Annotated in this window: 25 protein-coding genes; 13 read left to right on the top strand and 12 right to left on the bottom strand. The window is 58.6% G+C overall.

Features of this window, described 5'->3' with window-relative positions; translation table 11 throughout:
• Window positions 1-2: 2 nt before the first annotated feature.
• From MRBLMR1_RS20755 to MRBLMR1_RS20740, 4 genes are read right to left on the bottom strand one after another with little or no spacing between them, the layout of a single operon-like run.
• A complete protein-coding gene (locus MRBLMR1_RS20755; protein ID WP_500065999.1) occupies window positions 3-1,016 on the bottom strand; it encodes an ABC transporter substrate-binding protein in 1,014 nt (337 codons plus the stop codon).
• Window positions 1,013-1,792, bottom strand: coding sequence for an ABC transporter ATP-binding protein (locus MRBLMR1_RS20750; protein ID WP_148145056.1), 780 nt, complete (start codon window positions 1,790-1,792; stop codon window positions 1,013-1,015). The genes MRBLMR1_RS20755 and MRBLMR1_RS20750 overlap by 4 nt, the downstream gene beginning before the upstream one ends.
• Window positions 1,789-2,595, bottom strand: a complete 807-nt coding sequence (locus MRBLMR1_RS20745; protein WP_148145055.1) for an ABC transporter permease — start codon at window positions 2,593-2,595, stop codon at window positions 1,789-1,791. The genes MRBLMR1_RS20750 and MRBLMR1_RS20745 overlap by 4 nt, the downstream gene beginning before the upstream one ends.
• Window positions 2,596-2,614: 19 nt before the next feature.
• Window positions 2,615-3,223, bottom strand: a complete 609-nt coding sequence (locus MRBLMR1_RS20740; protein ID WP_148145054.1) for a YkoF family thiamine/hydroxymethylpyrimidine-binding protein — start codon at window positions 3,221-3,223, stop codon at window positions 2,615-2,617.
• A gap of 219 nt (window positions 3,224-3,442) precedes the next feature.
• On the opposite strand from MRBLMR1_RS20740, the gene MRBLMR1_RS20735 reads away from it, so the two are divergent.
• The 8 genes from MRBLMR1_RS20735 (at window position 3,443) to MRBLMR1_RS20700 (ending at window position 11,277) form a co-directional block, all read left to right on the top strand.
• Window positions 3,443-4,105, top strand: a complete 663-nt coding sequence (locus tag MRBLMR1_RS20735; RefSeq protein ID WP_148145053.1) for a TetR family transcriptional regulator — start codon at window positions 3,443-3,445, stop codon at window positions 4,103-4,105.
• A 180-nt stretch (window positions 4,106-4,285) separates the two neighbouring features.
• A complete protein-coding gene (locus MRBLMR1_RS20730) occupies window positions 4,286-6,424 on the top strand; it encodes a TonB-dependent siderophore receptor (protein WP_500065995.1) in 2,139 nt (712 codons plus the stop codon).
• A gap of 121 nt (window positions 6,425-6,545) precedes the next feature.
• Entirely contained in the window at window positions 6,546-7,625 is a 1,080-nt protein-coding gene (locus tag MRBLMR1_RS20725; RefSeq protein WP_500065993.1) for an iron-siderophore ABC transporter substrate-binding protein, read from the top strand.
• Entirely contained in the window at window positions 7,622-8,608 is a 987-nt protein-coding gene (locus tag MRBLMR1_RS20720) for a FecCD family ABC transporter permease (RefSeq protein ID WP_148145052.1), read from the top strand. Before MRBLMR1_RS20725 ends, MRBLMR1_RS20720 begins: the two co-directional genes overlap by 4 nt.
• Entirely contained in the window at window positions 8,605-9,612 is a 1,008-nt protein-coding gene (locus MRBLMR1_RS20715; RefSeq protein WP_148145051.1) for a FecCD family ABC transporter permease, read from the top strand. Before MRBLMR1_RS20720 ends, MRBLMR1_RS20715 begins: the two co-directional genes overlap by 4 nt.
• Window positions 9,609-10,388 carry an ABC transporter ATP-binding protein gene (locus MRBLMR1_RS20710; RefSeq protein WP_404945627.1) on the top strand — a complete coding sequence of 260 codons (780 nt, stop codon included), beginning with the start codon at window positions 9,609-9,611 and terminating at the stop codon, window positions 10,386-10,388. The genes MRBLMR1_RS20715 and MRBLMR1_RS20710 overlap by 4 nt, the downstream gene beginning before the upstream one ends.
• A 117-nt stretch (window positions 10,389-10,505) precedes the next feature.
• Window positions 10,506-10,916 carry a response regulator gene (locus MRBLMR1_RS20705; RefSeq protein ID WP_148145049.1) on the top strand — a complete coding sequence of 137 codons (411 nt, stop codon included), beginning with the start codon at window positions 10,506-10,508 and terminating at the stop codon, window positions 10,914-10,916.
• Window positions 10,906-11,277, top strand: coding sequence for a response regulator (locus tag MRBLMR1_RS20700; RefSeq protein ID WP_148145048.1), 372 nt, complete (start codon window positions 10,906-10,908; stop codon window positions 11,275-11,277). The genes MRBLMR1_RS20705 and MRBLMR1_RS20700 overlap by 11 nt, the downstream gene beginning before the upstream one ends.
• Window positions 11,278-11,324: 47 nt before the next feature.
• Here MRBLMR1_RS20700 and MRBLMR1_RS20695 read toward each other — a convergent pair whose 3' ends face one another.
• The 8 genes from MRBLMR1_RS20695 to MRBLMR1_RS20660 form a co-directional block, all read right to left on the bottom strand.
• Window positions 11,325-11,495: a CBS domain-containing protein gene (locus MRBLMR1_RS20695; protein WP_500065989.1), complete on the bottom strand. Its 171-nt coding sequence runs from the start codon at window positions 11,493-11,495 to the stop codon at window positions 11,325-11,327.
• Window positions 11,422-11,742, bottom strand: a complete 321-nt coding sequence (locus MRBLMR1_RS20690; protein WP_500066310.1) for a CBS domain-containing protein — start codon at window positions 11,740-11,742, stop codon at window positions 11,422-11,424. The genes MRBLMR1_RS20695 and MRBLMR1_RS20690 overlap by 74 nt, the downstream gene beginning before the upstream one ends.
• A 102-nt stretch (window positions 11,743-11,844) precedes the next feature.
• Entirely contained in the window at window positions 11,845-12,744 is a 900-nt protein-coding gene (locus MRBLMR1_RS20685; protein WP_148145046.1) for a carbohydrate kinase family protein, read from the bottom strand.
• Entirely contained in the window at window positions 12,741-13,784 is a 1,044-nt protein-coding gene (locus MRBLMR1_RS20680; RefSeq protein ID WP_500065987.1) for an ABC transporter ATP-binding protein, read from the bottom strand. Before MRBLMR1_RS20680 ends, MRBLMR1_RS20685 begins: the two co-directional genes overlap by 4 nt.
• Window positions 13,784-15,298: an argininosuccinate lyase gene (gene argH / locus MRBLMR1_RS20675; protein ID WP_148145044.1), complete on the bottom strand. Its 1,515-nt coding sequence runs from the start codon at window positions 15,296-15,298 to the stop codon at window positions 13,784-13,786. Before argH ends, MRBLMR1_RS20680 begins: the two co-directional genes overlap by 1 nt.
• 4 nt (window positions 15,299-15,302) lie before the next feature.
• The gene (locus tag MRBLMR1_RS20670; protein ID WP_206828616.1) at window positions 15,303-16,145 is read right to left on the bottom strand and encodes a carbohydrate ABC transporter permease; all 843 of its coding nucleotides are present in this window, start codon (window positions 16,143-16,145) and stop codon (window positions 15,303-15,305) included.
• Window positions 16,142-17,095: a carbohydrate ABC transporter permease gene (locus MRBLMR1_RS20665; RefSeq protein WP_500065984.1), complete on the bottom strand. Its 954-nt coding sequence runs from the start codon at window positions 17,093-17,095 to the stop codon at window positions 16,142-16,144. The genes MRBLMR1_RS20670 and MRBLMR1_RS20665 overlap by 4 nt, the downstream gene beginning before the upstream one ends.
• 28 nt (window positions 17,096-17,123) lie before the next feature.
• Window positions 17,124-18,389 carry a sugar ABC transporter substrate-binding protein gene (locus MRBLMR1_RS20660; protein ID WP_500065982.1) on the bottom strand — a complete coding sequence of 422 codons (1,266 nt, stop codon included), beginning with the start codon at window positions 18,387-18,389 and terminating at the stop codon, window positions 17,124-17,126.
• A gap of 246 nt (window positions 18,390-18,635) precedes the next feature.
• Here MRBLMR1_RS20660 and MRBLMR1_RS20655 point away from each other — a divergent pair, with 246 nt between their 5' ends.
• From MRBLMR1_RS20655 to MRBLMR1_RS20635, 5 genes are all read left to right on the top strand, one after another.
• The gene (locus MRBLMR1_RS20655; protein WP_206828620.1) at window positions 18,636-19,856 is read left to right on the top strand and encodes an ROK family transcriptional regulator; all 1,221 of its coding nucleotides are present in this window, start codon (window positions 18,636-18,638) and stop codon (window positions 19,854-19,856) included.
• Between the two features lie 23 nt (window positions 19,857-19,879).
• On the top strand, window positions 19,880-22,282 hold the full coding sequence (locus MRBLMR1_RS20650; RefSeq protein ID WP_500065979.1) for a PIG-L family deacetylase: 2,403 nt from the start codon (window positions 19,880-19,882) through the stop codon (window positions 22,280-22,282).
• A 113-nt stretch (window positions 22,283-22,395) separates the two neighbouring features.
• Window positions 22,396-23,217 carry a bifunctional allantoicase/(S)-ureidoglycine aminohydrolase gene (locus tag MRBLMR1_RS20645; RefSeq protein WP_148145038.1) on the top strand — a complete coding sequence of 274 codons (822 nt, stop codon included), beginning with the start codon at window positions 22,396-22,398 and terminating at the stop codon, window positions 23,215-23,217.
• 143 nt (window positions 23,218-23,360) lie between these two features.
• A complete protein-coding gene (locus tag MRBLMR1_RS20640; RefSeq protein WP_148145037.1) occupies window positions 23,361-24,161 on the top strand; it encodes an NAD-dependent epimerase/dehydratase family protein in 801 nt (266 codons plus the stop codon).
• Between the two features lie 82 nt (window positions 24,162-24,243).
• Window positions 24,244-25,677 carry an aldehyde dehydrogenase family protein gene (locus tag MRBLMR1_RS20635; RefSeq protein ID WP_500065977.1) on the top strand — a complete coding sequence of 478 codons (1,434 nt, stop codon included), beginning with the start codon at window positions 24,244-24,246 and terminating at the stop codon, window positions 25,675-25,677.
• Window positions 25,678-25,709 lie beyond the last annotated feature (32 nt).

Raw genomic sequence — 25,709 nt, 5'->3', positions numbered from 1 at the left:
TGTCATTTCAGAAAGTCGTTGGCGTAATAGCCCTTAAAATCCGGTTTTGCTTCGAGAGGCTTGCCGCCGGCGGCCTTAAGGATGCCGGCCTGATAGGCGTAAGCGCCGATCGCTTCGAATTTCGAAGGATCGATCGTGCCGATCACGCCCTCGGCGCTTTGCAGATATTTGCCGTCGATCAGCGCCTTGAGCGACGCGCGGATCAGGGCGCGATCGGTCAATGCATCCTTGTTGGCCGAAATCAGCAGGTCGGTCGCCTCGTCCGGATTTTCGATGGCGAACTGATAGCCCTTGCGGGTCGCCTGAAGGAAGGCTGCAGCCTCCTTGGGGTTGCCGTCCAGGAATTTGCGGCTGGAGCCGATCAGGGTCGTGTGCTCGTCCGGCACGCCATAATCGGCATAACGGAACGCGCCCTGCTTCAAGCCTTCGAGTTCAGCCTTTACGCCTTCCCAGGTATAGACTTCCAGCGTGAAATCGACGGCGCCGTTTTCTAGGGCTTGATAGGCGGACGTGCCGAGAGTGATCGTCTCGAATTCCCCCTTGCCGCCGTCATGGCGGATGATCGAGGATATCAGCGCATTTTCCCAGGCGGAGCCGAAACCGCCATAGGTCTTGCCATCGAGATCCTTCGGGCGGGTGATGTCGGAACGGCCTCCCTTGAGCACCAGGCGGCCCGTTTCGGTCTGCACGATGGCATAGGTGCCGACGAGGTCGGCACCCGCCGTGCGTTGGGTAAGAAGGGCGATCGAGCCGAGAATGCCGAAGTCGGCCACGTGATTGGCAACCAGCGTTCCGGCCGAGCTGTCCGTGTAGGGGAGGATTTCGACGTTGATAGCCTCGTCCTTGTAGAAGCCTTTATCGCGGGCGATGAAAAGGCCGACGTGATTGGTGTTCGGGGTCCAGTCGAGGGCGACCGTAACCTTTGACGCGGCCTGGGACCGGGCAGGCAGCGCCGGCAGGGCGAGGGTGGCGAGTGCCGCGAGCGTGGCGCGGCGGCTCAGCAGTAATTGGCTCATGGCAAGTGTCCTTCCTGATCATTGATCTGGGGAGAGAGAAGAAAATCGAGTATCGACGTTTCGATGGTTGCAGCCTCGGCACGGGCCGTGGAGTGGCTGAAGCGTGCACGCGGCAGGGGAACCGCGATCGTCTGCTCAACGCGTGCAGGGCGCGGCGACAGCAGGTGGATCCTGTCGGAAAGCATCACGGCCTCCCGTACATCATGGGTAATCAGGATGATCGTCCAGCGATGTCTGAGCCACATAGCCTCGAGCCAGATCTGCATCTGGTTGCGGGTGAGCGCATCCAGCGCCCCGAACGGCTCATCGAGCAGCAGGACCGGCTTTTCCTGAACGACGGTGCGCAGCAGTGCCGCGCGCTGGCGCATGCCGCCGGAGAGCGCTTGCGGGTAATGCTGCTCGAAGCCGCCGAGGCCGAATTCCTCAAACAATGGCGCGACACGCTTTCGCGCCTCTTTTCGCGGCATTCCCTGAACTTCGAGGCCAAGCATCGTGTTGTCGATGATCCGCCGCCAGGGCATGAGTGCATCGCGTTGTGGCATGAAGGCGAATGGTCGATCTGTCGGCAGAAGCGGCTTGCCGGCAAAGCGGATCTCGCCGCTGTCGGCATTCGCCGCGCCGGTGAGAAGCTTGAATATGGTCGATTTTCCCGCCCCCGAAGGCCCGAGGATCGAGACGAATTCGCCGGGCATGACATCCAGCGAGATATCGTGCAGCACATCGATATCACCGTAGCTCAGCGAAACCTTGTCGAGGCAAAGCAGCGGTTCGGTCATGGGCGTCGCCCCGCTCCACTGTCGATCCACGGTGCGGCCAGCCGCTGCACGGCCCAGGTGGCGCTGAACAGAAGCAGTGTCAGCAGCGAACTGACCAGCACGGCGGCGAGCACGAGGTCCGGCCGGAAATTGTTCTTCGCATTGAGCATGTAGATGCCGAGGCCTTTCGCCGCTCCCGCATATTCAGCGAAGATGGCCGCGACGACGGCATAGGTAATCGAGATGCGCAATCCGGCGAAGAAATAGGGGAGCGCTGAGGGCAGGCGGGCAAGCAGGAAGCGCTTCCAGCGGGATGCGCCCATCGAGACAAGCAGGTCTTCGACTTCGTTTTCGGTGGCGGCATACCCTTCGGCCAAGGCGACCAGCATCGGAAAGAAGGTGACGAGCGCCACGAGCAGGATTTTCGGCAAAAGGCCGAAACCGAACCACAGCACGACCAGCGGTGCGATTGCCACCAGCGGCAAAGTCTGGCTGGCGATGAAGATCGGAAAAAGCGCCCGCCGCATTAGGGTGGAGAAATCGATCGCCATTGATAGTAGGAACGCGAGAACCAGCGATAGCGAGAAGCCCAGCAGGGTGGCACGCAGCGTTGGCACGGTATTGGCCCACAGGGCGTCGCGATTGAGCCATGCCTGAAGAAGCACCTGGGATGGTGCGGGCAGCGTCGTCTCAGAAATGCCTGAGGAGCGGCAATAGATCTCCCATGCGAACAGCATACAGCTCGCGGCAACGAGAGCCGGCAAGGCCCGGAAGGCATGGGTGCGGAGCATAGGTCCGCGCATGGGCGAAGTGCTCGACGACATCGGCTTGTCCGTAAGGGCGTTAGATGGCGCTCGGGCTGTTGGCTGAAACGGTCAGATCAATCGTCACATGGCCCTGCGGTGGCCCGAAACGAACGAAGGCCTCTCCCATGGTTGCAAAAACCGGAGCGGCATCGCCACGCAGTTTCGTGCAGAAGTTTTTCGACTTGTCGAACACGCCTGACGACTTGATGAAATCGATGCAGCCATAGATCTCGTCCATGTGCTGGCCGATGCCGAGTGTGTAGAGAGAAAATTGCGCGGCAGTCGGCTGTCCGGCAAGCGGGATGGAGGAGACGGCAGTCAATGCCTGCGCCTTGCGCTCATCCAGCGGGGCGAGCGGCCCGGTCATCTCGGGAACATGGCAGATCGGATCGTCCGGCTCGCCGGGGCAGCCGCGCGACAGCGTCGCGTGCATGACGCAATGCTTGCCGGATTTCGCGGCGGCAACGAAGAGATCGCGCATCGCGGCCATGACAATATCGGGCGTACCGACAAGAAGCGTCGAAATATCGTCGGTTTCGATCCTCAACTGATCCCGATAGGGATCAAGCGCGGACAAGGCACCGAGGATGACGTCGACGAAATCGTCGGACATCGGGTAAAGGGAAATCTGCGCGCCGGAAAACATCTTATACCTCGCTCCGCTGGCATTATCCAGATCAGCTTAAGGGTCCACGGTCATGACGACCGAATCTCAACCCCGGCAATACGGAGCACCCCTGTTCGGCCCCTGATAGATCAGATGATGCAGGACTTGCAAGAGGGCAGTGTTGAATGACCGTTTCAAGCGGAGTACGAGACGGGTATGAATTCGCTCCGGCCGGTGGAGCTCCGGAGTTACGTTTCCATGTCTGCCAGACCGCAACAGCGCCGAAAAAATGATCCCGAACGAACGAAGGCGGACATTCTCGATGCTGCGACCGAAGAGTTCGCGACACATGGTTTGGCCGGTGGCCGCATCGATGCGATCGCCGAGAGGACGCGCACGTCCAAGCGGATGATCTATTATTACTTCGGCGGCAAGGAAGATCTCTACCTCGCTGTGTTGGAACGTTCCTACAGACAGATCAGAACGCTGGAGGCGGATCTTCAGCTTGATGATCTTTCAGCCGAAGATGCATTGCGCGTGCTCATTTCCGAAACGTTTGACTATGACGAAGCGCATCCCGATTTCATCCGCCTCGTCAGCAGCGAGAACATCAATTGCGCCGCTCATATGCGCAGGTCGGAAACGCTTCTCGATCTGAACATATCAATCATCGAGATGTTGGAAAAAATCATCGACAGGGGCGGGCGAGATGGTGTTTTCCTGCGCCGCACGGATGCAATCGATGTTCACATGCTGATCAGCGCCTTCTGTTTCTTCCGTGTCTCCAATCGCTACACGTTCGGCGCGATTTTCAGGCGCGATCTTTCCGAGGAGGGGTTGATGGCGCGCCACAAGCAGATGATTTCGGATGCGGTCCTCAGCTATCTGAAAACGCCGGACGTGTCTTCCGGCGAAGGCTGATCGATCAGCCTGTGGCATATCGGCCGCAGATATTGTTGATACGCTGCCGGTGTAAGTCTTCGCGCATTGACTCACTTTATGGTGACCGATAATTCCTGATTTTATCAATCATATTTTTTGGCTTTGCGTTTGATGCCGCGAAGCCTCTGATTTTGCTCGCGTATGCTGAAGGAGCACTTTATGTCTGGCTCTACCGTTTTCAATGCTTTCGCAAAAAAGACCGGCAATCGCGGTCGTTTTCTCGTGCTTTTGTCCAGCTGCGCCATTGTTCTGCCGCTGCAAGCTCTTGCTCAGAATGCCGAAGAGACCGATGCCGGCACGATGTTGAAGCCGATTATCCTGCAGGGCGATGGTTCGCCGGTCGGGCCCGATTCGACGATCGTTGCAAAAAGCTCGCGCACGAGTTCGAAGACCGACACGCCGATCCTCGATTCAGCGGCAGCCGTTTCGGTCGTCACTGAGAAGGAACTTGAGGAGCGTGGCGTGAAGACGCTCGATGAAGCGCTTTCCTATACGCCGGGCGTGCTGACCGACGTCTATGGATCAGACAACCGATATGATCACTATCTGATCCGCGGGTTCTATTCGACTGGGCAGAGCACATTCCTCGATGGATTGCCGGTACGTAGTATCAATTTTACGGGCAGTCGCATGGAGCCGTATGGGATGCAGCGGATGGAGGTTTTGAAGGGCGCAAACTCGACGCTCTTTGGCATCTCGCAGCCCGGCGGCATCGTCAACGCCATCAGCAAGCGGCCGCAAGACTACAAGTTTGGTGAGGTCTACACGACCTTCGGCGAGGATCACATCGAAACGGGTACAGATTTTGGTGGTCCGATCGACCCGGATGGAGTCTGGTCCTATCGTCTGACCGCCAAGTGGCAGGACGCGAAGCAGGGTATTGATTACAGCCAGGATGACAGAGTTTATATTGCCCCGGCGCTGACCTTCAGTCCTTCTGCTGATACGGACTTCACGCTGCTGACCAGCTACAACAAGCGGAATGGCAGCACATCTCACAGCATTCCCTATAGCCTGAGAGACGAAATCGATTCGGAAACCTATCTGGGTGAACCGGATTTCGACAATATGGACACGATTGAGCGAAACATCGGTTATGACTTTCGCCAGAATCTCGGAAATGGTTTGGAGTTCCGGCAGAATGCCCGCTACACCAATCTCGATCTGACTTATGAAGGCGTTTACGCGACCTCAGCCGATCCTGCGGCAGATCGCGGCGCGCTCGGTGTTTATGGAGAAGCCAAGCGCTTCGATATAGATAACCAGCTCCAATATGACGCGAGCTTCGGTCTTTTTGATAGCCGCACTCTCCTCGGTGTAAGTTATGAGCATCACAAGCTTCGGGAGCGTCGTCTTGATGGCGTACTGCCGGCGATCGATCCATTTGATCCGGTCTATTCTGGGGCGGGCAGTATCGGATTCTATCCTGCGTCAATAACCGAAGGCACTCAGGCGACGAAGAGCATCTATCTTCAGGAGGAGTTGACGTTCGACAAGCGTTGGATACTCACCCTCGGTGGGCGTTACGATCATGCCGATACTGATTCAGGCAGCGACAGTGCTGTTGACGAAGCCTTCACCCCACGGGCGGGACTGACATTCAAGGCGACGGATGAGCTCTCGTTCTATGGTAGCTACGTGGAATCTTTCCAGCCGATCGGCGCGAGCCGTTCTACGCTGGTGGGCGAGGCCAAAGCACAGGAAGGAACCCAGTACGAGATTGGTGCAAAATACCAGCCGCTGGGCACCGACATACTCTTTACGGCTGCGCTGTTTGATTTGACTCAAAAGAATGTCCTCCAGTATGGCTCCGCGCCAACTTATTTCCAGTATCAGATCGGCAAGATAAACGTCCGCGGTCTGGAATTAGAGGGTAAGGTCGCTCTTTCTGATACTCTAAACTTGACGGCTGGTTACTCCTATTGGGATGCAGAAATTGAGGAGGATCTTGTTGCTGCGAATGTCGGAAAGCGGCCGGCGCGCGTTCCAAAGAACATGGTCTCTCTCTGGGCTGACTATACGGTCCCTGGAAACGGTATTCTCGGTGACTTGAGCCTTGCTCTCGGCATGCGTTACCTCGGCCCGACTTACGCCGACGATGCAAACACCATCGCATTGGCATCACGCACACTGTTCGATGCTGCCATCCGCTACAAGGTGAAGGACGACGTGACGCTTTCGATCAACGCGACGAACCTGTTCGACAAGGAATATGTCACACACGTAGACACTTCCAGCATGTCGGCCTTCTATGGCGATCGCCGCAAGGTTTTGGCGACGTTGAAATATACCTGGTAAATCCGCTCAAGTTCAGGCATTCCTCGGCGCAGTCGAGGGATGCCTTTATTTTTGCGATGCGATTTTGGTGTTGCTGCCAAGGGAAACGATCACGTCGCGGCAGATGATGATAGGAAGAGCGATGCGAAAGGTCGGTTCTGGCGAAGCCGAGCGGTATGCCGGCAACGACATGAAACGCCGTGAATTCTTGAGGCGCATGGCCGCAGGCGTATCTGGAGCGGTTGCTGTGGGCGCCGGTGTGACGCCGTTCGTCCTGTCTGCCCGTACGGCCTATGCCGCAGGCGAGGAACTGCGTTTCGAACATGTTTATGGCGAGACCGTTCTGGCGAAGCCGGCGGAACGGGTGGTATCCTTGGGATACAACGTCCACGATGCGCTTCTGGCGCTTGATGTCGTGCCTGTCGGCATCCGGCAGTGGTTCGGCAATCAGCCTTACGGTGTATGGCCATGGGCGCAATCCCATCTCGGTGATGCCAAGCCCCAGCTGATTTCCGGCGAAGTCTCGATGGAAGTGGTGGCTAGCCTGCAGCCCGATCTGATTGTTGCTGTCGGGGCCGGCATATCTAAGGACGAATATGATGTCCTGTCGCAGATCGCGCCCGTGCTGATGCAGCCGAAGGGCAGGCCAGCTTATGGTACGACCTGGGATGAACTGACCCGGATGGTTGGCAAGGCCGTAGGTAAAACGGACCTTGCCGAACAACGCATTGCGGAGGTTGACGCGAAATTTCAGACGGTGCGTGCCGCGCATCCTGAATGGAGTGGAATGACCGCGGTATGCGCCTATAATTTTGGTGGAGAGACCGGAGCCTTCATCGGTTCCGATACCCGCGCGACGTTCCTGGCCGAGCTCGGTTTCAAGCCGACACAGAAGATCCAGTCGCTTTCCGAAACGCAGGGTTTCTATGCGCGCCTGTCGCCTGAGGATTTGTCGCCGCTTGATGCGGACCTGCTGATCTGGGTGTCTACCACGGACACGGTGCCCGATATTCAAGCACTGCCGCTGCGCAAGAGCCTTCGTGCTCATATTGAGGGGCGCGAGGTCTTTGCCGGTGAAGTGATGGCCGCGGCGTTGAGCTTCGGCAGCATCCTCTCTTTGCCCTATGCTCTCGATGGCTTGCAGGATGATATAGTTCTGGCGCTCGATGGCGACGCGAAAACGCCGGTTGCCTCAAGTACTGCGGCGGGGCTGACGCCTTGAAGGCTGTTGTCGGGCTTGCGCTCCTGTTGTTCATTGCGATGGCATTGACGCTGGTCGTGGGAGTTCGTGATGCCGGGATTTCCGATCTCTGGAATGCGTTTTTTGCTTTCGACGCCAACGATCCCACGCATGCCGTGATCCGCTCCGTTCGTGTGCCTCGCCTTGTTGCCGGTCTTATCGCCGGTGCAGGTCTCGGAATGGCGGGCACGGTGATGCAGGCCGTAACACGCAATCCGCTGGCTGATCCCGGCCTGCTCGGTGTCAATGCCGGTGCCGCATTCGCGGTCGTTGTCGGGGCGCTGCTGACCGGTTATGCCGACAGCGGCATGATGGCAGCTCTTGCCTTTCCGGGAGCCGCGATTGCCTCTGTCGCCGTATTCCTTGTCGGTGGCGCTCGAAGCGGCGCAGGCAGTCCCGTGCGCTTGACGCTGGCGGGCGTCGCGATCAACGCGCTGCTGCTTTCTCTCGTGTCGGCGATCATTCTTTCCCGCAACGAGACACTCGAGATTTTTCGCTTCTGGGTTACCGGTTCGCTCGCGCAGGCGAATACCCGTCCGCTCGAAGCGATGTTCGTCGCGCTTGTTCTGGGTGCTGCCATAGCCGTGATCATCGCACCACGCATCGAAGCGCTTGCCCTCGGTTCCTCTCTGGCGCGCGGTCTTGGAACCAAGCCGGGCGCCGTGCAGCTTTGCGCGCTTTTGGCAATCATGCTGATGACTGGAGCTGCGGTGGCCGTGGCCGGGCCAATTGGCTTTGTCGGCCTGGTCGTGCCTCCATTGGCCAGGCGTATCGGGCGACACGTGCTGCGTCACGAGCTTGCCGTGTCTGCGGTTCTTGGAGGATCGATGATGATGCTCGCGGATACAGCCGGTCGGCTCGTGGTTGCGCCCGCAGAAATTCGCGTGGGGATTATGACCGCACTCGTCGGGGCACCTGTGTTCATCTTTGTCGTACGCCGCCTTAGACCCGGAGCACTGACATGAGTGACGAAGGTTCCGCGAGAAAGGTCGTGGGAGGATGGTTGCTGCTCGGCGGCCTTCTGGCTGTTGCCATTCTTCTGTCGCTGATGGTCGGACAGATCATGATAACACCGGCCGAGCTTCTGCGCGGGTTGATGACCGGAACCGGACCGGGTTCGCTGACGCTGAGAGTATTGCGCGGTCCCTCCACCTTGACAGCCGTTGGAGCCGGGGCGGTGCTGGGCGTGTCGGGAGCGATTTTCCAGATCCTGCTGCGCAATCCACTGGCAGCCCCGGATGTGATGGGCTTCATGTCCGGGGCAGGCTGTGCCGTGGTTGCGGGTGTTGCCTTCGGACTGCTCATTCCCTTGCCCATCCTTGCTGCAATGGGAGGGCTTGTCGCGGCTCTGCTGGTTGCTGGACTGGCGTTTCACCGAAGTGGCAGGCAGTCGCCGCTGACATTGATCCTGGTCGGTATCGGCATCGGTTTCTTCGCGTCGGCGGTGAGCAGTTTCTTGGTGCTTCGGATGCCGCCTCAGGAGGCCGCTGATGCGCAGCGCTGGCTCGCCGGTTCTCTGACGGCACGCAATTGGGGTCATGTCCTGCAGGTATTCGGGCTGGGGGCGCTGCTCTTTGTGGTGCTCGCATTGCAGGTTCGGGCCATGGCGCTTCTTGAGCTTGGCGATGAACTCGCCGCAGGTCTTGGTGCGCATGTCGAGCGAGCCCGATACGGGCTCATCTGCACTGGCGTTCTGCTTGCTGCTGTTGGTGTCGCAGTTGCGGGGCCTGTGCCATTCGTCGCGATGATGGCCGGACCGCTCGGCATGCGGATTGCCGGTGTCAGACATCCGGCTTCGCGCCTCACGGCGGCAGCCATCGCGGGGGCAACGATCACAGTTCTTGCGGAGGTCATCTCACGTTCGGCAATTCCCGGACTGCAATTGCCCGTCGGCGTCATGACCGGAATAATGGGGGCGCCATATCTGCTGTGGCTCCTCTGGAAAGAAGTGGAGGCAGGAGAACTATGACCGGAAACGGGCTGACCACCACATCCCTCACCCTTGGTTATCGCGAGCGGGTGGTTATCCGTGAGCTTTCGATTGCGGTGCCCGATCAGCGGGTGACGTCCATCCTCGGACCCAACGGTTGCGGCAAGTCGACCTTTCTCAAGGCCCTCGCGCGGCTTATTGCTCCGGCTTCCGGTCATGTGCGTCTTTCAGGACACGATATCGGCAAGATCGATACACGTACACTGGCGCGCCGTCTGTCCATCCTGCCGCAATCGCCCAAGGCGCCGGAAGGTATTACCGTCTCGGATCTTGTCAGACGCGGCCGCACACCCTGGCGCGGGCTGCTTGCGCCATGGAGCGAGGAGGACGCCGCGATCTGCGCGCAGGCACTGGAACAGGTCGGGCTGAGCGATCTTGCCGAGCGGCCTATCGACGAATTGTCCGGCGGCCAGCGCCAACGGGCATGGATCGCGCTCGTGCTGGCACAGAACACGCCTTATCTCCTGCTCGACGAGCCAACGACCTGGCTTGACCTTACGCATCAGCTGGAAGTCCTTTCCCTGTTGCAAAAACGTAATCGCGATCATGGAACGACCGTTGTCACCGTTCTCCATGATCTTAATCTGGCCGTGCGGTTTTCCGACCATCTTGTTCTTTTCGGTGGGAATGGATTGGTGGCGGAAGGCACTCCGGAAGTTGTCATCACGCCGGACAATCTGCAAGCTGCTTTCGGGCTGAAAGCTTTGGTCATGCCGGATCCGTTAACCGGGCGGCCGATGATCGTGCCCTACTGATCCACGTCCCGGCTCACTGCAGGGGCAACGTCATTCCCGCGATAGTCGCGGTCGCGAAGTTTAGGAACCAAAGATGGTTTCGGGAATTCTGATACCTGAATGTGAGGGCTAGGCGGAATGTTACCTGCTTTTTTTTCCGGGCCAGTGGGGGCGGTGAAAGATGTTACACGCGTTCTCATTGCCGAAGATGAATTTCTCCTTCGCCTTGATGCCGCCGACAGCATGCGGCGGCTGGGCTGGGAAGTCGTGGAAGTATCTTCCGCTGACGAGGCTATGGAACTGCTGCGCTACAGAGTGACCTTTGATCTTCTTGTGACCGACATCGATATGCCGGGACAGGCAGACGGGCTGGATTTGGCGCGTTATGTGCGATCAGCACACTCTGAAATGAAAATAGTGATCATGTCGGAAGATCGTGGCGATCGGCCGATAGACCCGCATTTGTTTGAACTCATGGTGGTAAAGCCACTTTGGAATGTGGGTGATACTCTGATTAAGCTGATGGAGGCAGACCGAAATGCAGGCTGACGAAGTCGAGACGATCCTGGTTGCGAGCAGCGATGCCCTGCAGCGCTCGATTATCGCGAAATATCTGCGTGAATGCGGCTATAGCGTCATCGAGGCGACTGGTTTTGACGATGCGAAAATCGCGATCGGACATTACGAGGTCGATGTCGTTGTTTCCGATACCCAGATGCAGGATGGGACCGGCTTCGATCTTTCTACCTATATCCGTTCAAGACACCTAAATATCGAGATCATTCTGACGCAATCTCTGATTAAAACTGCGCAGGTCGCCGGCGATCTCTGCGAACAGGGACCGCTGGATCAACCTTATCATCCGCAGCGTCTGGTCGATGAGATCAAGCGGCTGAGTGCGTTTCGCTGAGCGGTTAGGCAGACCGTCCGCCAAAATGACTGCTGAATATCGCTGGCTTACACAGCATCAAGGCCTGCAATCGCTCTGACCACGTCTGCGCGGCTTACAATGCCGACGAGGCGTTGGTCACGAAGGACCGGTAGGCGTTTGATATCATGCTGCGACATTATTTCGGCGAGCTCGCTGAGTTCGGTCTCTTCTTCGGTCGTCCTCACCGGGTGTGTCATCAAAAGGGCTGCACGATGCTGGTCGACACCGATCAGCGTTTCGAACTGAGAGGGCCGAAATCCACCAGTCCAGGCGCTGGGCGATAGTCTTGCCAAAGGGGCGCAGAAGATCACGTTCGCTGATGATGCCGACAACCCGTCCAGCTTCGTCGCAGACCGGGACAGAGCTGACGGAGTGCTTCACGAGAAGCCCCGCGATCTCCTTCAACGTAGCGTCCGGCGGGACCGTGACCACGTTCCGCGTCATGATATCCTTGACTCGAACACCCATTTTTTCCTCCTGTAGCGTACCTCTCCAACAGTAACTTTGTAGCATGCGCCTGAGATGGCTACGATGTGCACTTCGTCGCTACGGCTCGCCGAGCGACATGTCGAAGCCGCCTGCCGATTGCACTGCAAGGCTCCCCGATTGGATGCCGGCTGTCAGGCAGGAGAGCAGAGGTTTGCCGTCCAGCCATGCATGAATAAACCCGGCGTTGAATGCATCGCCGGCGCCGGTTGTGTCCACCACAGGTACCGCTTCGGCCTCCGCATGAAGTATCACGCCGTCCGATATGCTCCATGCCCCTTGCGCGCCACCCTTCAGGGCGACGTGTGGAAAAGTGGCGGAGAGCATGAGCATTGCTTTTTCCGGAGAGGCCGAGCCCGTGATGGCTTCCGCCTCTTCTAGGTTGGGCAGAAAAAGATCGACACCGGTGCAGGCCTGAAGCAGGCTCTTGTCATAGATCAGCGCAGCGTCCCAGCTCGGATCGAGCGAGACGCTGAGGCCTCTGTCTTTTGCCAAACGGACAAGTGCAGGGATTTCATGCAGCGTTGCGTATTCGGCGATGTGCAGGTGCTTCGCTTCAGGCCAGTTCAGGGCTTCATCCAGTGTTGAAGGCATGGCTGTGCCCGCCCGACGGGTTAGAAACGCCCGTTCCTCGTCAATGACAGCTGCCACCGTCACCTGTGGACCCGCGTCAGCGGAATGTTCGACAAAACGCAGATCCACACCACTTGCCTGGATTTGTCTGCCTGCATCGGAAGAAAGCGCGTCGGTTCCAAGCCTCGCCACGAGCGCGGCCTTACGTCCGGCATTAGCGAGATGGGCGGCCGAAATGAAGGCGCCACCACCGGCTGCTATCCTCATGTCGTCGGCAAAGAGCTCGCGCCCGAGCACTGGAAGCTCCTCGAGACCGGTGAAGATGAGGTCGCAATAGATCCGCCCGATGCTCAACACCGCGGACCGCTTGTCTGTATCGGTCATCATGAGCGGCTCAGGAGTTTCTCTGTCTTGGCGTCGAAGAGGTAAAGGCTACCGCGTGCGGCCGTGCAGGTGAGGGTGCTGCCCACCGCCGGCATGAACTTGTCCTTTGCCGTTGCGATGACTGCCGTGCCATCGATGTCCAGATGAACCAGCGTCTCGGGACCGAGCGGCTCGACTGCGGTAACCGTTCCCGTCAAATTAAGGTCCGTCTTCTCGTCCGATGCTGTCGCGCGGGCGATAAGGTCATGCGGGCGAACGCCGATAAGGATGTCGCGTTCCGTTGCTGCTGAGGCCATTGCGGAACCCTTGCTGCTCGGCAGCAGGTTCATCGACGGACTGCCGATGAAGCGGGCGGTAAACACGTCGACCGGGCTCTCGTAAAGCTCTGTGGGCGTGCCGACCTGCAGGATATGTCCGTCTCTCATCACCACGATCCGGTCGGCCATTGTCATTGCCTCGACCTGGTCGTGGGTCACGTAGACAGTGGTTGTTTTCAGCCGCTGATGCAGACGCTTTATCTCGATGCGCATCTGCGAGCGGAGCTGCGCATCGAGGTTGGAAAGCGGCTCATCGAAGAGAAAAGCCGATGGATTGCGCACCAATGCGCGGCCGATCGCGACGCGCTGTCGCTGGCCGCCTGAGAGTGCCGCAGGGCGGCGATCGAGCAGGGCCTCCAGCCCCAGAATGCGCCCAGCCTCCTCGATCCGCCGGTTCTTCTCGGCCTTGTCGAGCTTGGATGTGTAAAGGCCGAAGCCGATATTCTGGCGCACCGTCATATGCGGATAGATCGCGTAATTCTGGAAGACCATGGCGATGTTGCGCTGCTTCGGCTCGCGCTCGTTGACCACTTCGTCGCCGATCTTCAGCGTGCCGTGGGAGATTTCCTCAAGCCCGGCAATCATTCTGAGCGTCGTCGACTTGCCGCAGCCGGACGGTCCGACGAAGACGACAAATTCGCCATCGGCGATGACAAGGTCTATGCCCTTGACTGCTTCGACCTTGCCGTAGCGCTTGATCAGTTTTGTCAGTTCAATCGTCGACATCAGCGGTCTCCCATCAGAGCGGCGAATTTCTCTTCAAGTTCGGCGGCAGCGGCGGCCTCGTCACGCTCGATCTGTTTCGCCTCCGTCTCGAAGGACAACAGGCGCTCGCGATAGGCGGCAAGCGCTGCCTGCATCGGCTCGGGCGCCGGGCCGCCGAAGCGGTTGCGAACGGCGACGAAATGCTCTGGCGAGACGATTTCTTCGAATTTACCGGGGGAGAGGGATGGCTTACGGCCAGTCGAATGTTCGAAGGCTGCCGTGAACGGAGCGTAGCCATCCTCCACCAGACTGCCCTTCGCCGCGACGACGCTTTTGGCCGTGGCTGCGGCGATTTCATGTGCCTCACGGAAGGACAGGCCTTCGATGCGAACCAGAGAGTCGGCAAGTTCGGTGATGGTAATACAGGATCGGCGGATGTTCTGGTCCACCCGCTCCGGGTCGATACTGATCTGGGCGATCAGTGCGGCTAGAAGGTCGAGCACGCGGGCGGCGGAGGCGAAGGCTTCGTAGCCCATGCCCTGGGTCTCGCCCTCGCTGTCGTTCATGTCGGTGAATGGCGTGTTATGCATCACGTCGAGTACGGTTCGGGCGCGACCGAAGGTCTGGCTAGCCAGGTGCCGCAGATGCTCGATCGGGACCGGATTGCGCTTTTGCGGCATGATCGAGGAAATCTGCACCAGTGCGTTCGGCACGTAGATCTGGCCGACCTCGAAGCTCGTCCAGAACTGGAAGTCCTGAATGAGACGGCCGAGATGCAGGAACATCAGCTCGATCGCCGAATAGGTCGATGTCGTGTAGTCCACCGCCGCGATGCAGGAATAGGAATTGCGCAAGGGTGCGGAAAAGCCGAGCAGTTGCGCTACCCGCGCCCGGTCGATCGGAAAGCCCGAGGTGGTGATTGCTGCAGCACCCATAGGCGACAGATCGACAATGCGACGTGCGTCTGCAAATCGCTCGATATCGCGGATCAGCACCTCGATTGCGGCGGAAAGATAGTGTCCGAACGTCGTCGGCTGCGCCGGCTGACCGTGGGTATAGGCAACAATAAGTGTCGATTTCTGCCGGTCCGCCGCATCGATCATCGCGGCCAGAAGTGTCCTTGCCTTCGACATCAGCACATCGATCTTCTCTTTCAGGCCGATCTTGAAGAGCGTGTGGTCGATATCGTTGCGCGAGCGGGCAGTATGCAGGCGGCCGGCGATATCGACACCGATGCGCGCTTTAAGCTCCTTCTCGATCAGGAAGAAGAAGTCTTCGACTTCGCCGGTATAGACCAGCTTCGCCGGGTCGACCTCTTTGTCTATTGCAATAAGGGCTTCAGCGATCTTCGCTGTGATTGCCCGATCAAGGATGCCGGTTTCGGCAAGCATCACCAGATGGGCGCGATCGATGCGACGAAAGCCGTCGACATGATGGTTCTTGGCGCCATCGAAGAGGGGGCGCAGTACCGTTTCCTTGTAGACCGGATCGGGAAACTTGCTGGTGTCGGAAAGGCGCGGGTCTTTGTCCGCCATGGCTTTATCCTTTCAGGCCGGCGAGCATCACACCGCGGACGATGTAGCGCTGCAGGACGAGGAAGACGATGAGGGTGGGAAGGGTGGCGATCGCAGCACCCGTCATGATCATTTCCCACTGGATTGACTGTTCGACGGCGAAGCTCGAGAGGCCGACCGGCAGAGTATAGAGCTCCTTGCTGGTGGTGACGATCAACGGCCAGAAGAAGGCGGTCCAGTTGCCGAGGAAGGTGAAGATGGCAAGCGCCGAGAGTGCCGGCGTCACCAGAGGCATCGCCACTTTCCACCAGATCTGGAATTCATTGAGGCCGTCGACGCGCGCAGCCTCGATGAAATCATTGGGAACGGTCTCGAAGAACTGCTTCATCAGGAACGTGCCGAACGCGGTCATCATGCCGGGAAACATGATGCCCCAATAGCTGTCCAGCCAGCCTAGCTGGCTGGACATCAGGTACCACGGAATGACCAGCATCTCGGTCGGGATCATCAACGTCGAGAGAATGGCGATGAAGACGAAATAACGGCCACGAAACTCGAATTTTGCAAGCGTGTAGCCGACAAGACTGTCGAAGAAGCAGTTGGAAATGGTGACGGTGACGGCCACAAACATGGAATTGAGAAACCAGCGCATGAACCGGCCATCGGCCAGCACCGAAATATAGTTCGCAAGCGTCGGCGCAGCTGGAATCAGCCGGAGGTCATAGACCTGATCGGCGGTCTTCAACGAGGTGGAGAACATGAACAGCAATGGCGAGATCATGATCAGCCCGCCGATGAAGAGCAGCGTCCAGGTGATGATCCGCCCCGGTCGGATATTGGCGTGAGAAAGTGCTGGCGTATCGGTCATTTCTTTTCCCTCAGAATCCAGAGCTGCAGTAGCGACACGATCAGCAGGATGGTGAAGAGCACGACCGTTTGTGCAGCCGCATAACCCATGGCGTAGGAACCGAAGGCAGTCTGGTAGATCATCAGCACCAGCGGTTTGGTCGAGCCGAGCGGACCGCCGGGATCGTTCGTGGTCATGTTGTAGACCTGATCGAAAATCCGCAGGAACGCGATCGAGGAAAAGACCACGAGGAAAACGGTGGTGGGTTTCAGAAGCGGCAGGGTGATCTTACGCAGGATCGCCCATTCACCGAGGCCATCGATCCGGGCTGCTTCGTAGAAGGTTGTCGGAATGGCGCGCAGTCCGGCCATGAAGATGATGACTTGGAAACCGAGCCCGGCCCAGATCGCCGTGACCATGATGGAGAACAGCGCCTGGTCGGTCGATCGGATGAAGGGCTGTTGCGGAATGCCGATCAGAGCCAAGAGGTCGTTGATCACGCCGATCGGTGGAGGCTGGTAGAACCAGCGCCATACCCAGGCCATGGCCGCGGCGGTGGTCAGGTAAGGCAGAAAATACAGAGCCCGGATGAAATTGTGCATGAACCGCACCCGGTCGAGGAAGAACGCGACTGTGAACGCAATCAGCAGGCTGAGTGGCGTGCCGATGATGAGATAGGTGAAGGTGTTGCGAAACACCTTCCAGAATTGCGGATCCTTGAACAGTTTGACGTAATTGGCAAAGCCAACAAATTTTGCCGGCCGCACCAGATCCCAATTGGTCATCGACAGGTAGAAGGCCTGAAATGTCGGATAAAAGCGGATGACGGCGTAAAACAGGACAGGGATTGCCAGAAATCCCCATACCCAGAGCAGCCTTTTAGTGCGCATCGAGAGGGGGGCTGCCGGCATGGCCGCCGCAGTCCCGCCGGGGCGGCCGCTCGCCGCCCCCTGCAGATTGTCCGTATCCATCATCAACTCCGCTTTCTCTGATCGGCGCTTATGGCATTGCCGCGTCGATCATTTCCTGCTCGGCTTCTGCCGCCTGCTTGAGAGAATCCTCGGGCGATTGCCCTTCGAGGAGAACGCGGTTGACCATGTCGATGGCGTTCTGGCGTTGGCCTAGCTCATCCTTGAACATCGTCGTATGAGCGTAATCCAGCCCCTTCAGGAACGGTCCGTAGATCGGGTCCTTGAGGTTGGCGTCCGTCAAGGCCGCCGAGCGCAGGGCCGGCAGTTCGCCGACAACCTTTAGCCAGATGGCCATCGCTTCCGGCGAGGTGAGATAGGTGAGGAATTTCTTCGAGGCTTCCAGCTCTTCCCCGCTCGTCTTGGCGCCGATGCCATTGGCGAAATAGCTGGCATAGTTGGAACGCAAACCGTCCTTGTTGGCCGGCAGTTCGGTCACGCCCCACTCGAAATCCTTGATCGTCGAGAAGGCGCCAAGACGGAAGGTGCCGTCGATCGTCATACCGGCCTTGCCGGCTCGGAACGCGGCCTGCCCCTCGTCCATAAAGCCAGCCGCGCCGATCTTCTTTTCCGTCTGCAAGCTGGTGTAGAATTTCAGCGCCTGAACACCTGCATCGCTGTTGTAGGCGACCTTTGTATCGTTGTCGGTATAAGGTTCTCCACCGAACTGACGGACCAGCACTTCGCGCCACCACTGGTGATCCTGGCCGGTCATGTCCAGCGTTGAACCGGCAACGGTGACATTGCCTGTTGCATCGTGCTTGGCGATCTTCTCGGCCGCGGCAACGAATTCATCAAGTGTCTGCGGCGGCTTGTTAGGGTCAAGACCGGCTTCGGTAAACAGCTTCTTGTTATAGAAGACTGCGAGCGAGCGCACGGCGGTCGGCAGGCCGTAATAGTTGTCGTCGCGCTTCATCGCGCTGACGATCGGGAAGAAATCCTTCTCGATCTTGTCATGCGGGAACGTATCTGCCGGCAGGGGCTGAAGAATGCCGCCGGCCACGAACTTGTCGAGCCAGCCATAGAAAAGCTGCATCACATCCGGGCCATTGCCGGCCATGTTGGCGGCAATAACGCGCGTCTGGTAGTCGGCATAGGGGAAGGTAACCTGCTTGACCGTTATGTCAGGGTTCTTGGTCTGGAAGTCGGCTATGAGCTGATCCATCGCCTTTACGCGTGTCTCGAAAACATACTGCCAGTATTCGATTTCCACTGCCTGTGCCGCGTTGAACGCGAAAGTGCTGAATCCGGCAACGAGCCCGGCCAGCAGAACTGACTTGCGCATGTGAGCCTCCATTTACCCCACCGGTTCTTCCGGTTTTCGGGGTTTGATTGTTCCCAGCATTCGGCCGCGTTACGGCCGATGCGTTGTCATCTGTGCGGACGGATCCAACCGGTCATCCTGTATCGCGGGGACTGCCCCGGCTGCCGTAAAGCTTCCCTGAGCGGCTGGATTTGTCAATAAGATAATTTACTTGAGTTATTGTATTTGCGGTGGCGTCGGCGGAGATCCTGTGGTTTGAAAGCGGAAGAGGTTGCAGAAATGACGATTCACACAATCGGCGCTCATCCAGTGGCCATCGGGAAAAATCCCGAGCGAAGCCGCGATCACAATCGCCGGGTGGTGCTCGATATTGTGCGTCGTCACGGCTCGCTTGGTCGAGCTCACATCGCCAAACTTACGCAACTGACGCCGCAGGCTGTCGCTAACATAGTCGATGAGCTGATGGGCGAGGGCCTTCTGATGGAGACCGGCCGGCTGCGTTCCGGCCGAGGTCAGCCGCCGATCCAGTTTGCGGTCAATCCGGATGGTGGTGTCACGATCGGTGTGGAGATCGCGGCAGACCATATGGTGACGGTCGCACTCGATTTTGCCGGCCGGCTCCGCGGACAGCGAATTGCGCCACTCAAGGACACGACGCCCGGCTCCATCATATCTGCCTTCTCGCGAGAGTTCTCTGGGTTGGCAGGATCGCTTGGTAGCAAATTACTTGGTGTCGGTGCGGTCATGCCTGGTCCCTTCGAGATCGACGGCATGACTTCCGTCGGGCCGACCACGCTTTCAGGTTGGGCAGGTGTCGATGCCGCTGAGGCGCTTAGCCAAGCTTGCGGCCATGCCGTTGTGGTGGAGAATGATGCGACGGCTGCAGCAGTCGGCGAACGGCTGTTCGGATCCGGTCTCTCGATTTCCAATTTCTGCATGATCTATTTCGGTGTCGGCCTCGGTCTTGGCATCATCCAGGACGGTGCGCCTTATCGCGGCGCCTTTGGCAATGCCGGAGAAATCGGTCACGTGACCGTTGTGCCGAAAGGGCGGCTGTGCCCGTCCTGCGGCCAGTGTGGTTGTCTTGAAGCCTATGCCTCGGTCTATGTGCTCAAGCAGCAGCTGGCCGCGGTCGGGATCGCCGATAGCGAATTCTCCGACCTTGAGCGACTGCACGCGGAAGGCCATCCGACCCTCATGGCATGGATAGAGGACGCAGCCACCTATTTCGGTCCGATGGTTGCCATGCTGGAAAACATTCTCGACCCGCAGACCGTCATTCTCGGGGGCGCTTTGCCGGATGCGATCATCGACGAGATCGTGGTTCGCATGGGGTCGCTTCCGACATCCGTAGCCAGCCGCAGGCAGCGCGAACTGCCGCGCGTCATGCGCGGAAAAACCGGGCAATTGACAGCGGCCCTCGGCGCCGCAGCCATTCCCCTGTTCGACATCGTCACACCGAAACTCGAAATTTCACCCGGAAACACGATTTTAGCCTGAACGTATAATGAGGTGATAGCCCAATGCTGAGCGCGCGCGAACGTATCGAAAAACAGATGGCCGCTCCCGCTCTGGTCCGGCTCCACCGCAAGCTTTCCCGGTTGAAATCGACTGTGACGGTGATGAATACCGGCGCCCATCCTGACGACGAGCAGAACGGCCTGCTCGCCTTTTTGCGACTCGAACACGGCATGCGGGTGATCGTTGCCTGCTCGACGCGTGGCGAGGGAGGGCAGAATGCACTCGGATCGGAGCGACGTGGTGCTCTCGGCGTCCTGCGCTCGCGCGAGATGGAGGAGGCGGCGCGGATCATTGATGCAGATGTCGCCTGGCTTGGGCATGGTCCGGACGATACGATCCACGACTTCGGGTTTTCCAAGGACGGGGATGCGACCTTCGCCCGTTGGGGTGAGGCGCGTATCGTCGAGCGCCTGGTGCGAGCTTATCGCAAAGAGCGGCCGGATATCGTCATCCCGACCTTTCTCGACGTACCGGGACAGCACGGCCACCATAGGGCTATGACCCGCGCAGCCGAGGCCGCCATTGTGCTTGCTGCGGATGCGACCGCGTTTCCCGAACATCTCGCTGAAGGCCTAAAACCCTGGAGGGTCGCCAAATACTATCTGCCAGCATGGTCCGGCGGGGGCGGGACATATGACGATGTGCTGCCGCCACCTGATGCGACCATTACTGTGGAGGCTTGCAGTCGCGATAAGGCTACCGGAGCGGAATATGGCCGGATCGGCGAGTGGTCACGTTATTTTCACGCGTCGCAGGGCATGGGCGATTGGCCGATGCAGGCAAAATCAGTCTGGCCACTACACCTCAAGCTGACTTCGATTGCCGCTAACGAAGAGCGGTTCATTTCCGATGGACTGCCAAATTCCTTTGAGCAGCTTGCGGCGTTTCCTGACCTGCCGGACGAGGTCGCGGCGGCGCTCATTTCCGCGGACACTGCAATAGCCGCAGCCATCGAGGCTTTCCCACATCGTGAAACCATCGTTTCCATGTTGACACATGCGGCCGGGCACCTCGAGAACGTCGTCGCGAATGCTTCCGAAGAGTTTCTGGCATTGCACGGCCATCGCATCGAACGCAAACGCATCGAGATAGACGCCGCGATCCTGGAGGCGGCCTCCATATTCGAATTTGTGTCTGTCGGTCACCCTTCCATTGCTCCGGGTGGAAGCACGGTGCTGACCGCGGAACTGGGGGAAGGAGCTCGCAGATACAATGTCGATATCTCGCTTGTCCTGCCATCCGGCGTGAGCGCGGAACACACATCATACGGCTCATCGCGAACTTTTCTGCTGACCGCATCCGCCAATGCCAGGCTTTCCGATCAATTTCTGCCTGATTGGTCATGCCTTGGAGGCAACGGTCATGCTTCTGTTCGGGCTTCTGCAGAGATAGAGGGGCGTAGCGTTACCGGGGTGTTTGATCTGGAGGAGCCGTTTATCGTTTCTGCCGCGCACGCGATAAAGCTTCGCCCCGATGCCCTGCTTGTACCGCTCGACACGCGATGCCGGGGATGGCAGGTCAAGGCTGATTTGACAGGGGAAGCGGCAACGCTTTCGTTCGATTCACCTGCCGGCTGGGCTATGGTGGCTTCTGGCGAAGATTGGACCCTGACGGCCCCGGAGAGAATTGCACCTGGCTTTACCGGTGTCGGGGTTAGCGTTGGCGGTCATCCGGCATTCGAGGTCGAGACCATGTCTTATCCGCATATCAGCCGGGCAGAATTCCGCCGACCAGCGGCGCTCAATATACTGGCGCTGGATTTGCAACTGCCGGAAGGAGCCCGCATTGCCTATGTCGGTGGTGGTGCCGACAAGGTTGGTCTCTGGCTAGCCCGCATGGGGCTTGATGTAGTCGACCTCGATGCCGTCGGTCTTGCGAGAGATCTTTCGCAATTCACCACAATCGTCGTCGGCATATTCGCCTTCGGCCTTCGCAAGGATCTGGCAGCGATAACGCAGCGGCTGCATCAGTTCGTGGAAAACGGTGGGCACCTGGTTACGCTGTACCATCGTCCCTCTGACGGCTGGCATCCTGATGAGACACCGGTTCTTCGTCTGCAGATCGGATCTCCTTCCGTCCGTTGGCGGGTTACCGACCCCCGCGCCGAAGTTACGGTGCTTTCGCCTGACCATTTGCTGCTCTCCGGCCCGAACCTCATCCACCCTGAAGATTGGGAGGGATGGAACAAGGAGCGCGGTCTCTATTTTGCGTCGAGCTGGGACGAGTGCTACGAGCCGCTTCTCTCCATGCATGATGTCAATGAACAACCACTGAAAGGCGCACTGCTTTCCGCCGAGATTGGCAAGGGCAGGCACACGCATGTCAGTCTCACCTTGCATCACCAGATGGATCGCCTCGTTCCGGGCGCGTTCCGGCTCATGGCCAATCTTGTTCAGCCCGCTTGAGATGCTGTTTCGGACCTGGCAACCTCTTAGCAAGCGCGAAGGGGAGGTGGTTTGCCGATTGATGAATCGGGGAGGTGCGCTTAAACCGTAGTCAGCATAATCAGGAAACAGACATGACTGACAGCAAGTATTTCAGTGCGGTGGGCGGACTGCCGCCTCAGACGCAACTTCTCTCCAGCAAGGCCGTTTTCACCACTGCCTACGCGGTCATTCCGAAGACGGTGATGAGCGACATCGTCACCAGCGTTCTGCCGCATTGGGAAAAGACGCGGGCGTGGATCATCAGTCGTCCGCTGTCCGGTTTTGCCGAGACATTCTCGCAATATATCGTCGAGGTTTTGCCCGGTGGTGGCAGCCTGCGCCCTGAGCCGGATATCCGGGCCTCCGCAGCTATATTCGTGGTAACCGGCGATCTGACGATCGACTTCGAGGGCGTCTCGCATCGTCTGCGCGAGGGATCATTCGCCTATCTTCCTGCCGGTTCGAAATGGACCTTGCACGGTGAAGGCGACAAGCCCTGCCGTTTTCACTGGGTGCGCAAGGCATTCAAGGTGGTGGAAGGGCTGGAGGCGCCTCCGGCTATCTTCACGCATGAGGACGAATGCGTCATGGATCCGATGCCGGATACCGAGGGCCGCTGGGCGACGACGCGTTTCATCGATCCGTCGGATGTTCGGTACGACATGCACCTGAACATCGTTACATTCGAGCCTGGCGCCGTCATTCCGTTCATGGAAACCCATATCATGGAACACGGTCTCTATGTCCTCGAAGGCAAGGCGGTCTATCGACTCAACCAGGATTGGGTAGAGGTCGAGGCCGGGGACTATATGTGGCTGAGATCCTTCTGCCCGCAGGCATGTTACGCCGGTGGTCCCGGCCGTTTCCGTTACCTCCTCTACAAGGACGTGAACCGCCACGCCGATCTCTGGTAGGAGGCAAGTCCTACTGCCCGCATGAATTTAAGGCGTCAATGATAAACTTGTTGACGCCATACTTCCCACTTGTAGTATGTATTTGGCTGTCATGTATGACAACGCCGATAAAGTGTCGGTGATGCCTGTCCTGGGGAGGATATATGCTGAAGAAATTGTTGCTGACGGGCGCCGCGGGTGGAGTCGGTCAGAACATCCGCCCGCTGCTGTCGCAGTTGGCGGAAAAGGTCGTATTGTCAGACCTTGGTGACGTCTTTGACCTCGGACCAAAGGAAACATTCGTCAGATGCAATCTAGCTGATGCCCAAGGGGTTTTGCGACTCCTTGAAGGCGTGGACGGCGTCATTCATCTTGGCGGAGTATCCGTCGAGCGGTCCTTCGATATTGTTCTTCAGGGCAATATTATCGGTCTCTACAACCTATATGAGGCCGCCAGGCATCAGGGCAAACCGCGCATCGTGTTTGCCAGTTCCAACCACGTCGTCGGTTACTACCGCCAGGATGAAAAGATCGACAACACGGTCTACCCGCGTCCCGATTCACTCTATGGCGTTTCCAAGGTTTTCGGCGAGGCTGTCGCCAGCATGTATTACGACAAGTTCGGGCAGGAGACGCTGTCATTGCGCATCGGCTCCTGCTTCGACAGGCCGCTCAATCCGCGCATGATGGCAAGCTGGCTGAGTTATCGCGATTTCGTTTCCTTGTGCGAGAGGGCGTTCCTCACCCCGAAACTGGCGCACACGATCGTCTATGGCGCATCCGCGAACCAGCAGACGTGGTGGGACAATAGCAACGTCGATTTTCTCGGCTGGGAGCCGCAGGACAGTTCGGAAAAGTGGCGCGCAGAAGTCGAGGCTGCGACCGGCGAGCAAGATCCGAACGACCCTATGGTGATCTACCAGGGCGGGGCATTCGCCGGCGCTGGTCATCCCGACGACAATTGATAACATCGCATCAAGGATGCCCTCCATTCATATGGTGCGGCCATATCCGCTGGATTGAAAAGCCGCTTGGGAAGGAAACAGCATGACCATCCATCAAAATCTCATCGCCGGCGAGTGGGTCGGCAGCACGGGCTCGGAAAACGTCAATCCGTCCGATACCAATGACATTGTCGGGCTTTACGCGCAGGCAACGGCCGATGACGTCAGCCAAGCGATTGCTGCAGCAAAGGCTGCTTTTCCGGCATGGTCCCGATCCGGAATTCTTGAGCGTCATGCGATCCTGAAAAAGACCGCCGACGAAATCCTGGCGCGCAAGCAGGAACTCGGCACGCTTCTCTCCCGCGAGGAAGGCAAGACGCTGGCAGAGGGGATCGGCGAAGTCACGCGTGCCGCTCAGATCTTCGACTTCTTTGCCGGTGAGACGCTGAGGCTGGCTGGCGAAGTCCTGCCATCGGCAAGGCCCGGCATCGGGGTCGAGATCACGCGCGAACCGCTCGGCGTCATCGGCATCATCACCCCGTGGAATTTTCCGATCGCCATTCCGGCCTGGAAGATTGCGCCGGCGCTCTGCTACGGCAACACGGTGGTATTCAAGCCGGCGGAACTCGTGCCCGGCTGCTCCTGGGCGATCGTCGACATCCTGCACCGCGCCGGCCTTCCCAAGGGCGTGCTCAATCTGGTGATGGGACCGGGTTCGGTTGTCGGCCAGACGATGCTCGACAGCCCGGACATTGCCGGCATCACTTTCACCGGCTCTACAGGCACGGGCAAGCGTGTGGCGGCGGCCTCGATCGAGCATAACCGCAAGTTCCAGCTGGAAATGGGCGGCAAGAACCCCATGATCGTTCTCGACGACGCGGATCTCGGTGTCGCCGTGGAGGCCGCGGCAAACTCCGGCTTCTTCTCGACCGGCCAGCGCTGCACGGCGTCTTCCCGCCTGATCGTCACCGAAGGCATCCATGACAAGTTCGTCGACGCGCTGACCGAACGGATGAAGAGCATTCAGGTAGGGCATGCGCTGAGGCCCGAAACCCATATCGGCCCGGTTGTCGACGTGCGTCAGCTGAAGCAGGACACTGACTATATCGAGATCGGCGTCAAGGAAGGTGCCAAGCTCGCTTTCGGCGGCGAGCGTCTGGAGCGTGACACGCCCGGTTTTTTCCTGCAGCCGACGCTATTTACCGAAGCGAACAACCAGATGCGCATCAGCCGTGAGGAAATCTTCGGCCCGGTCGTCAGCCTCATTCGCGTCAAGGATTATGACGAGGCGCTGGCAATGGCCAATGATACGCCTTTCGGCCTCTCGGCCGGCATTGCGACGACAAGCCTGAAATACGCGACGCATTTCAAGCGCAACTCGGAAGCCGGCATGGTGATGGTCAACCTGCCGACGGCGGGTGTCGATTTCCACGTGCCCTTCGGCGGACGCAAGGCTTCGTCGTTTGGTTCGCGCGAGCAGGGCAAATATGCCGCCGAATTCTTTACCGTGGTGAAGACTGCCTACACTCAGGCCTGATGATGGCCGCAAATGTTGCGGCTGTAGAAATG

This window comes from Neorhizobium sp. LMR1-1-1.1 (genome assembly GCF_040675795.1).
GTDB classification, from domain to species: Bacteria; Pseudomonadota; Alphaproteobacteria; order Rhizobiales; family Rhizobiaceae; genus Neorhizobium; species Neorhizobium cellulosilyticum.
The sequence above is the reverse complement of the archived record's forward strand: the minus strand, read 5'-3'. Positions and strand labels throughout refer to the sequence as shown.

Coding starts and splice junctions, on each gene's coding strand:
- MRBLMR1_RS20755 (WP_500065999.1), bottom strand. CDS start 1,016: ATGAGCCAATTACTGCTGAGCCGCCGCGCCACGCTCGCGGCACTCGCC.
- MRBLMR1_RS20750 (WP_148145056.1), bottom strand. CDS start 1,792: ATGACCGAACCGCTGCTTTGCCTCGACAAGGTTTCGCTGAGCTACGGT.
- MRBLMR1_RS20745 (WP_148145055.1), bottom strand. CDS start 2,595: ATGTCGTCGAGCACTTCGCCCATGCGCGGACCTATGCTCCGCACCCAT.
- MRBLMR1_RS20740 (WP_148145054.1), bottom strand. CDS start 3,223: ATGTTTTCCGGCGCGCAGATTTCCCTTTACCCGATGTCCGACGATTTC.
- MRBLMR1_RS20735 (WP_148145053.1), top strand. CDS start 3,443: ATGTCTGCCAGACCGCAACAGCGCCGAAAAAATGATCCCGAACGAACG.
- MRBLMR1_RS20730 (WP_500065995.1), top strand. CDS start 4,286: ATGTCTGGCTCTACCGTTTTCAATGCTTTCGCAAAAAAGACCGGCAAT.
- MRBLMR1_RS20725 (WP_500065993.1), top strand. CDS start 6,546: ATGCGAAAGGTCGGTTCTGGCGAAGCCGAGCGGTATGCCGGCAACGAC.
- MRBLMR1_RS20715 (WP_148145051.1), top strand. CDS start 8,605: ATGAGTGACGAAGGTTCCGCGAGAAAGGTCGTGGGAGGATGGTTGCTG.
- MRBLMR1_RS20710 (WP_404945627.1), top strand. CDS start 9,609: ATGACCGGAAACGGGCTGACCACCACATCCCTCACCCTTGGTTATCGC.
- MRBLMR1_RS20705 (WP_148145049.1), top strand. CDS start 10,506: ATGTTACCTGCTTTTTTTTCCGGGCCAGTGGGGGCGGTGAAAGATGTT.
- MRBLMR1_RS20700 (WP_148145048.1), top strand. CDS start 10,906: ATGCAGGCTGACGAAGTCGAGACGATCCTGGTTGCGAGCAGCGATGCC.
- MRBLMR1_RS20695 (WP_500065989.1), bottom strand. CDS start 11,495: ATGACACACCCGGTGAGGACGACCGAAGAAGAGACCGAACTCAGCGAG.
- MRBLMR1_RS20690 (WP_500066310.1), bottom strand. CDS start 11,742: ATGACGCGGAACGTGGTCACGGTCCCGCCGGACGCTACGTTGAAGGAG.
- MRBLMR1_RS20685 (WP_148145046.1), bottom strand. CDS start 12,744: ATGATGACCGATACAGACAAGCGGTCCGCGGTGTTGAGCATCGGGCGG.
- MRBLMR1_RS20680 (WP_500065987.1), bottom strand. CDS start 13,784: ATGTCGACGATTGAACTGACAAAACTGATCAAGCGCTACGGCAAGGTC.
- argH (WP_148145044.1), bottom strand. CDS start 15,298: ATGGCGGACAAAGACCCGCGCCTTTCCGACACCAGCAAGTTTCCCGAT.
- MRBLMR1_RS20670 (WP_206828616.1), bottom strand. CDS start 16,145: ATGACCGATACGCCAGCACTTTCTCACGCCAATATCCGACCGGGGCGG.
- MRBLMR1_RS20665 (WP_500065984.1), bottom strand. CDS start 17,095: ATGGATACGGACAATCTGCAGGGGGCGGCGAGCGGCCGCCCCGGCGGG.
- MRBLMR1_RS20660 (WP_500065982.1), bottom strand. CDS start 18,389: ATGGAGGCTCACATGCGCAAGTCAGTTCTGCTGGCCGGGCTCGTTGCC.
- MRBLMR1_RS20655 (WP_206828620.1), top strand. CDS start 18,636: ATGACGATTCACACAATCGGCGCTCATCCAGTGGCCATCGGGAAAAAT.
- MRBLMR1_RS20650 (WP_500065979.1), top strand. CDS start 19,880: ATGCTGAGCGCGCGCGAACGTATCGAAAAACAGATGGCCGCTCCCGCT.
- MRBLMR1_RS20645 (WP_148145038.1), top strand. CDS start 22,396: ATGACTGACAGCAAGTATTTCAGTGCGGTGGGCGGACTGCCGCCTCAG.
- MRBLMR1_RS20640 (WP_148145037.1), top strand. CDS start 23,361: ATGCTGAAGAAATTGTTGCTGACGGGCGCCGCGGGTGGAGTCGGTCAG.
- MRBLMR1_RS20635 (WP_500065977.1), top strand. CDS start 24,244: ATGACCATCCATCAAAATCTCATCGCCGGCGAGTGGGTCGGCAGCACG.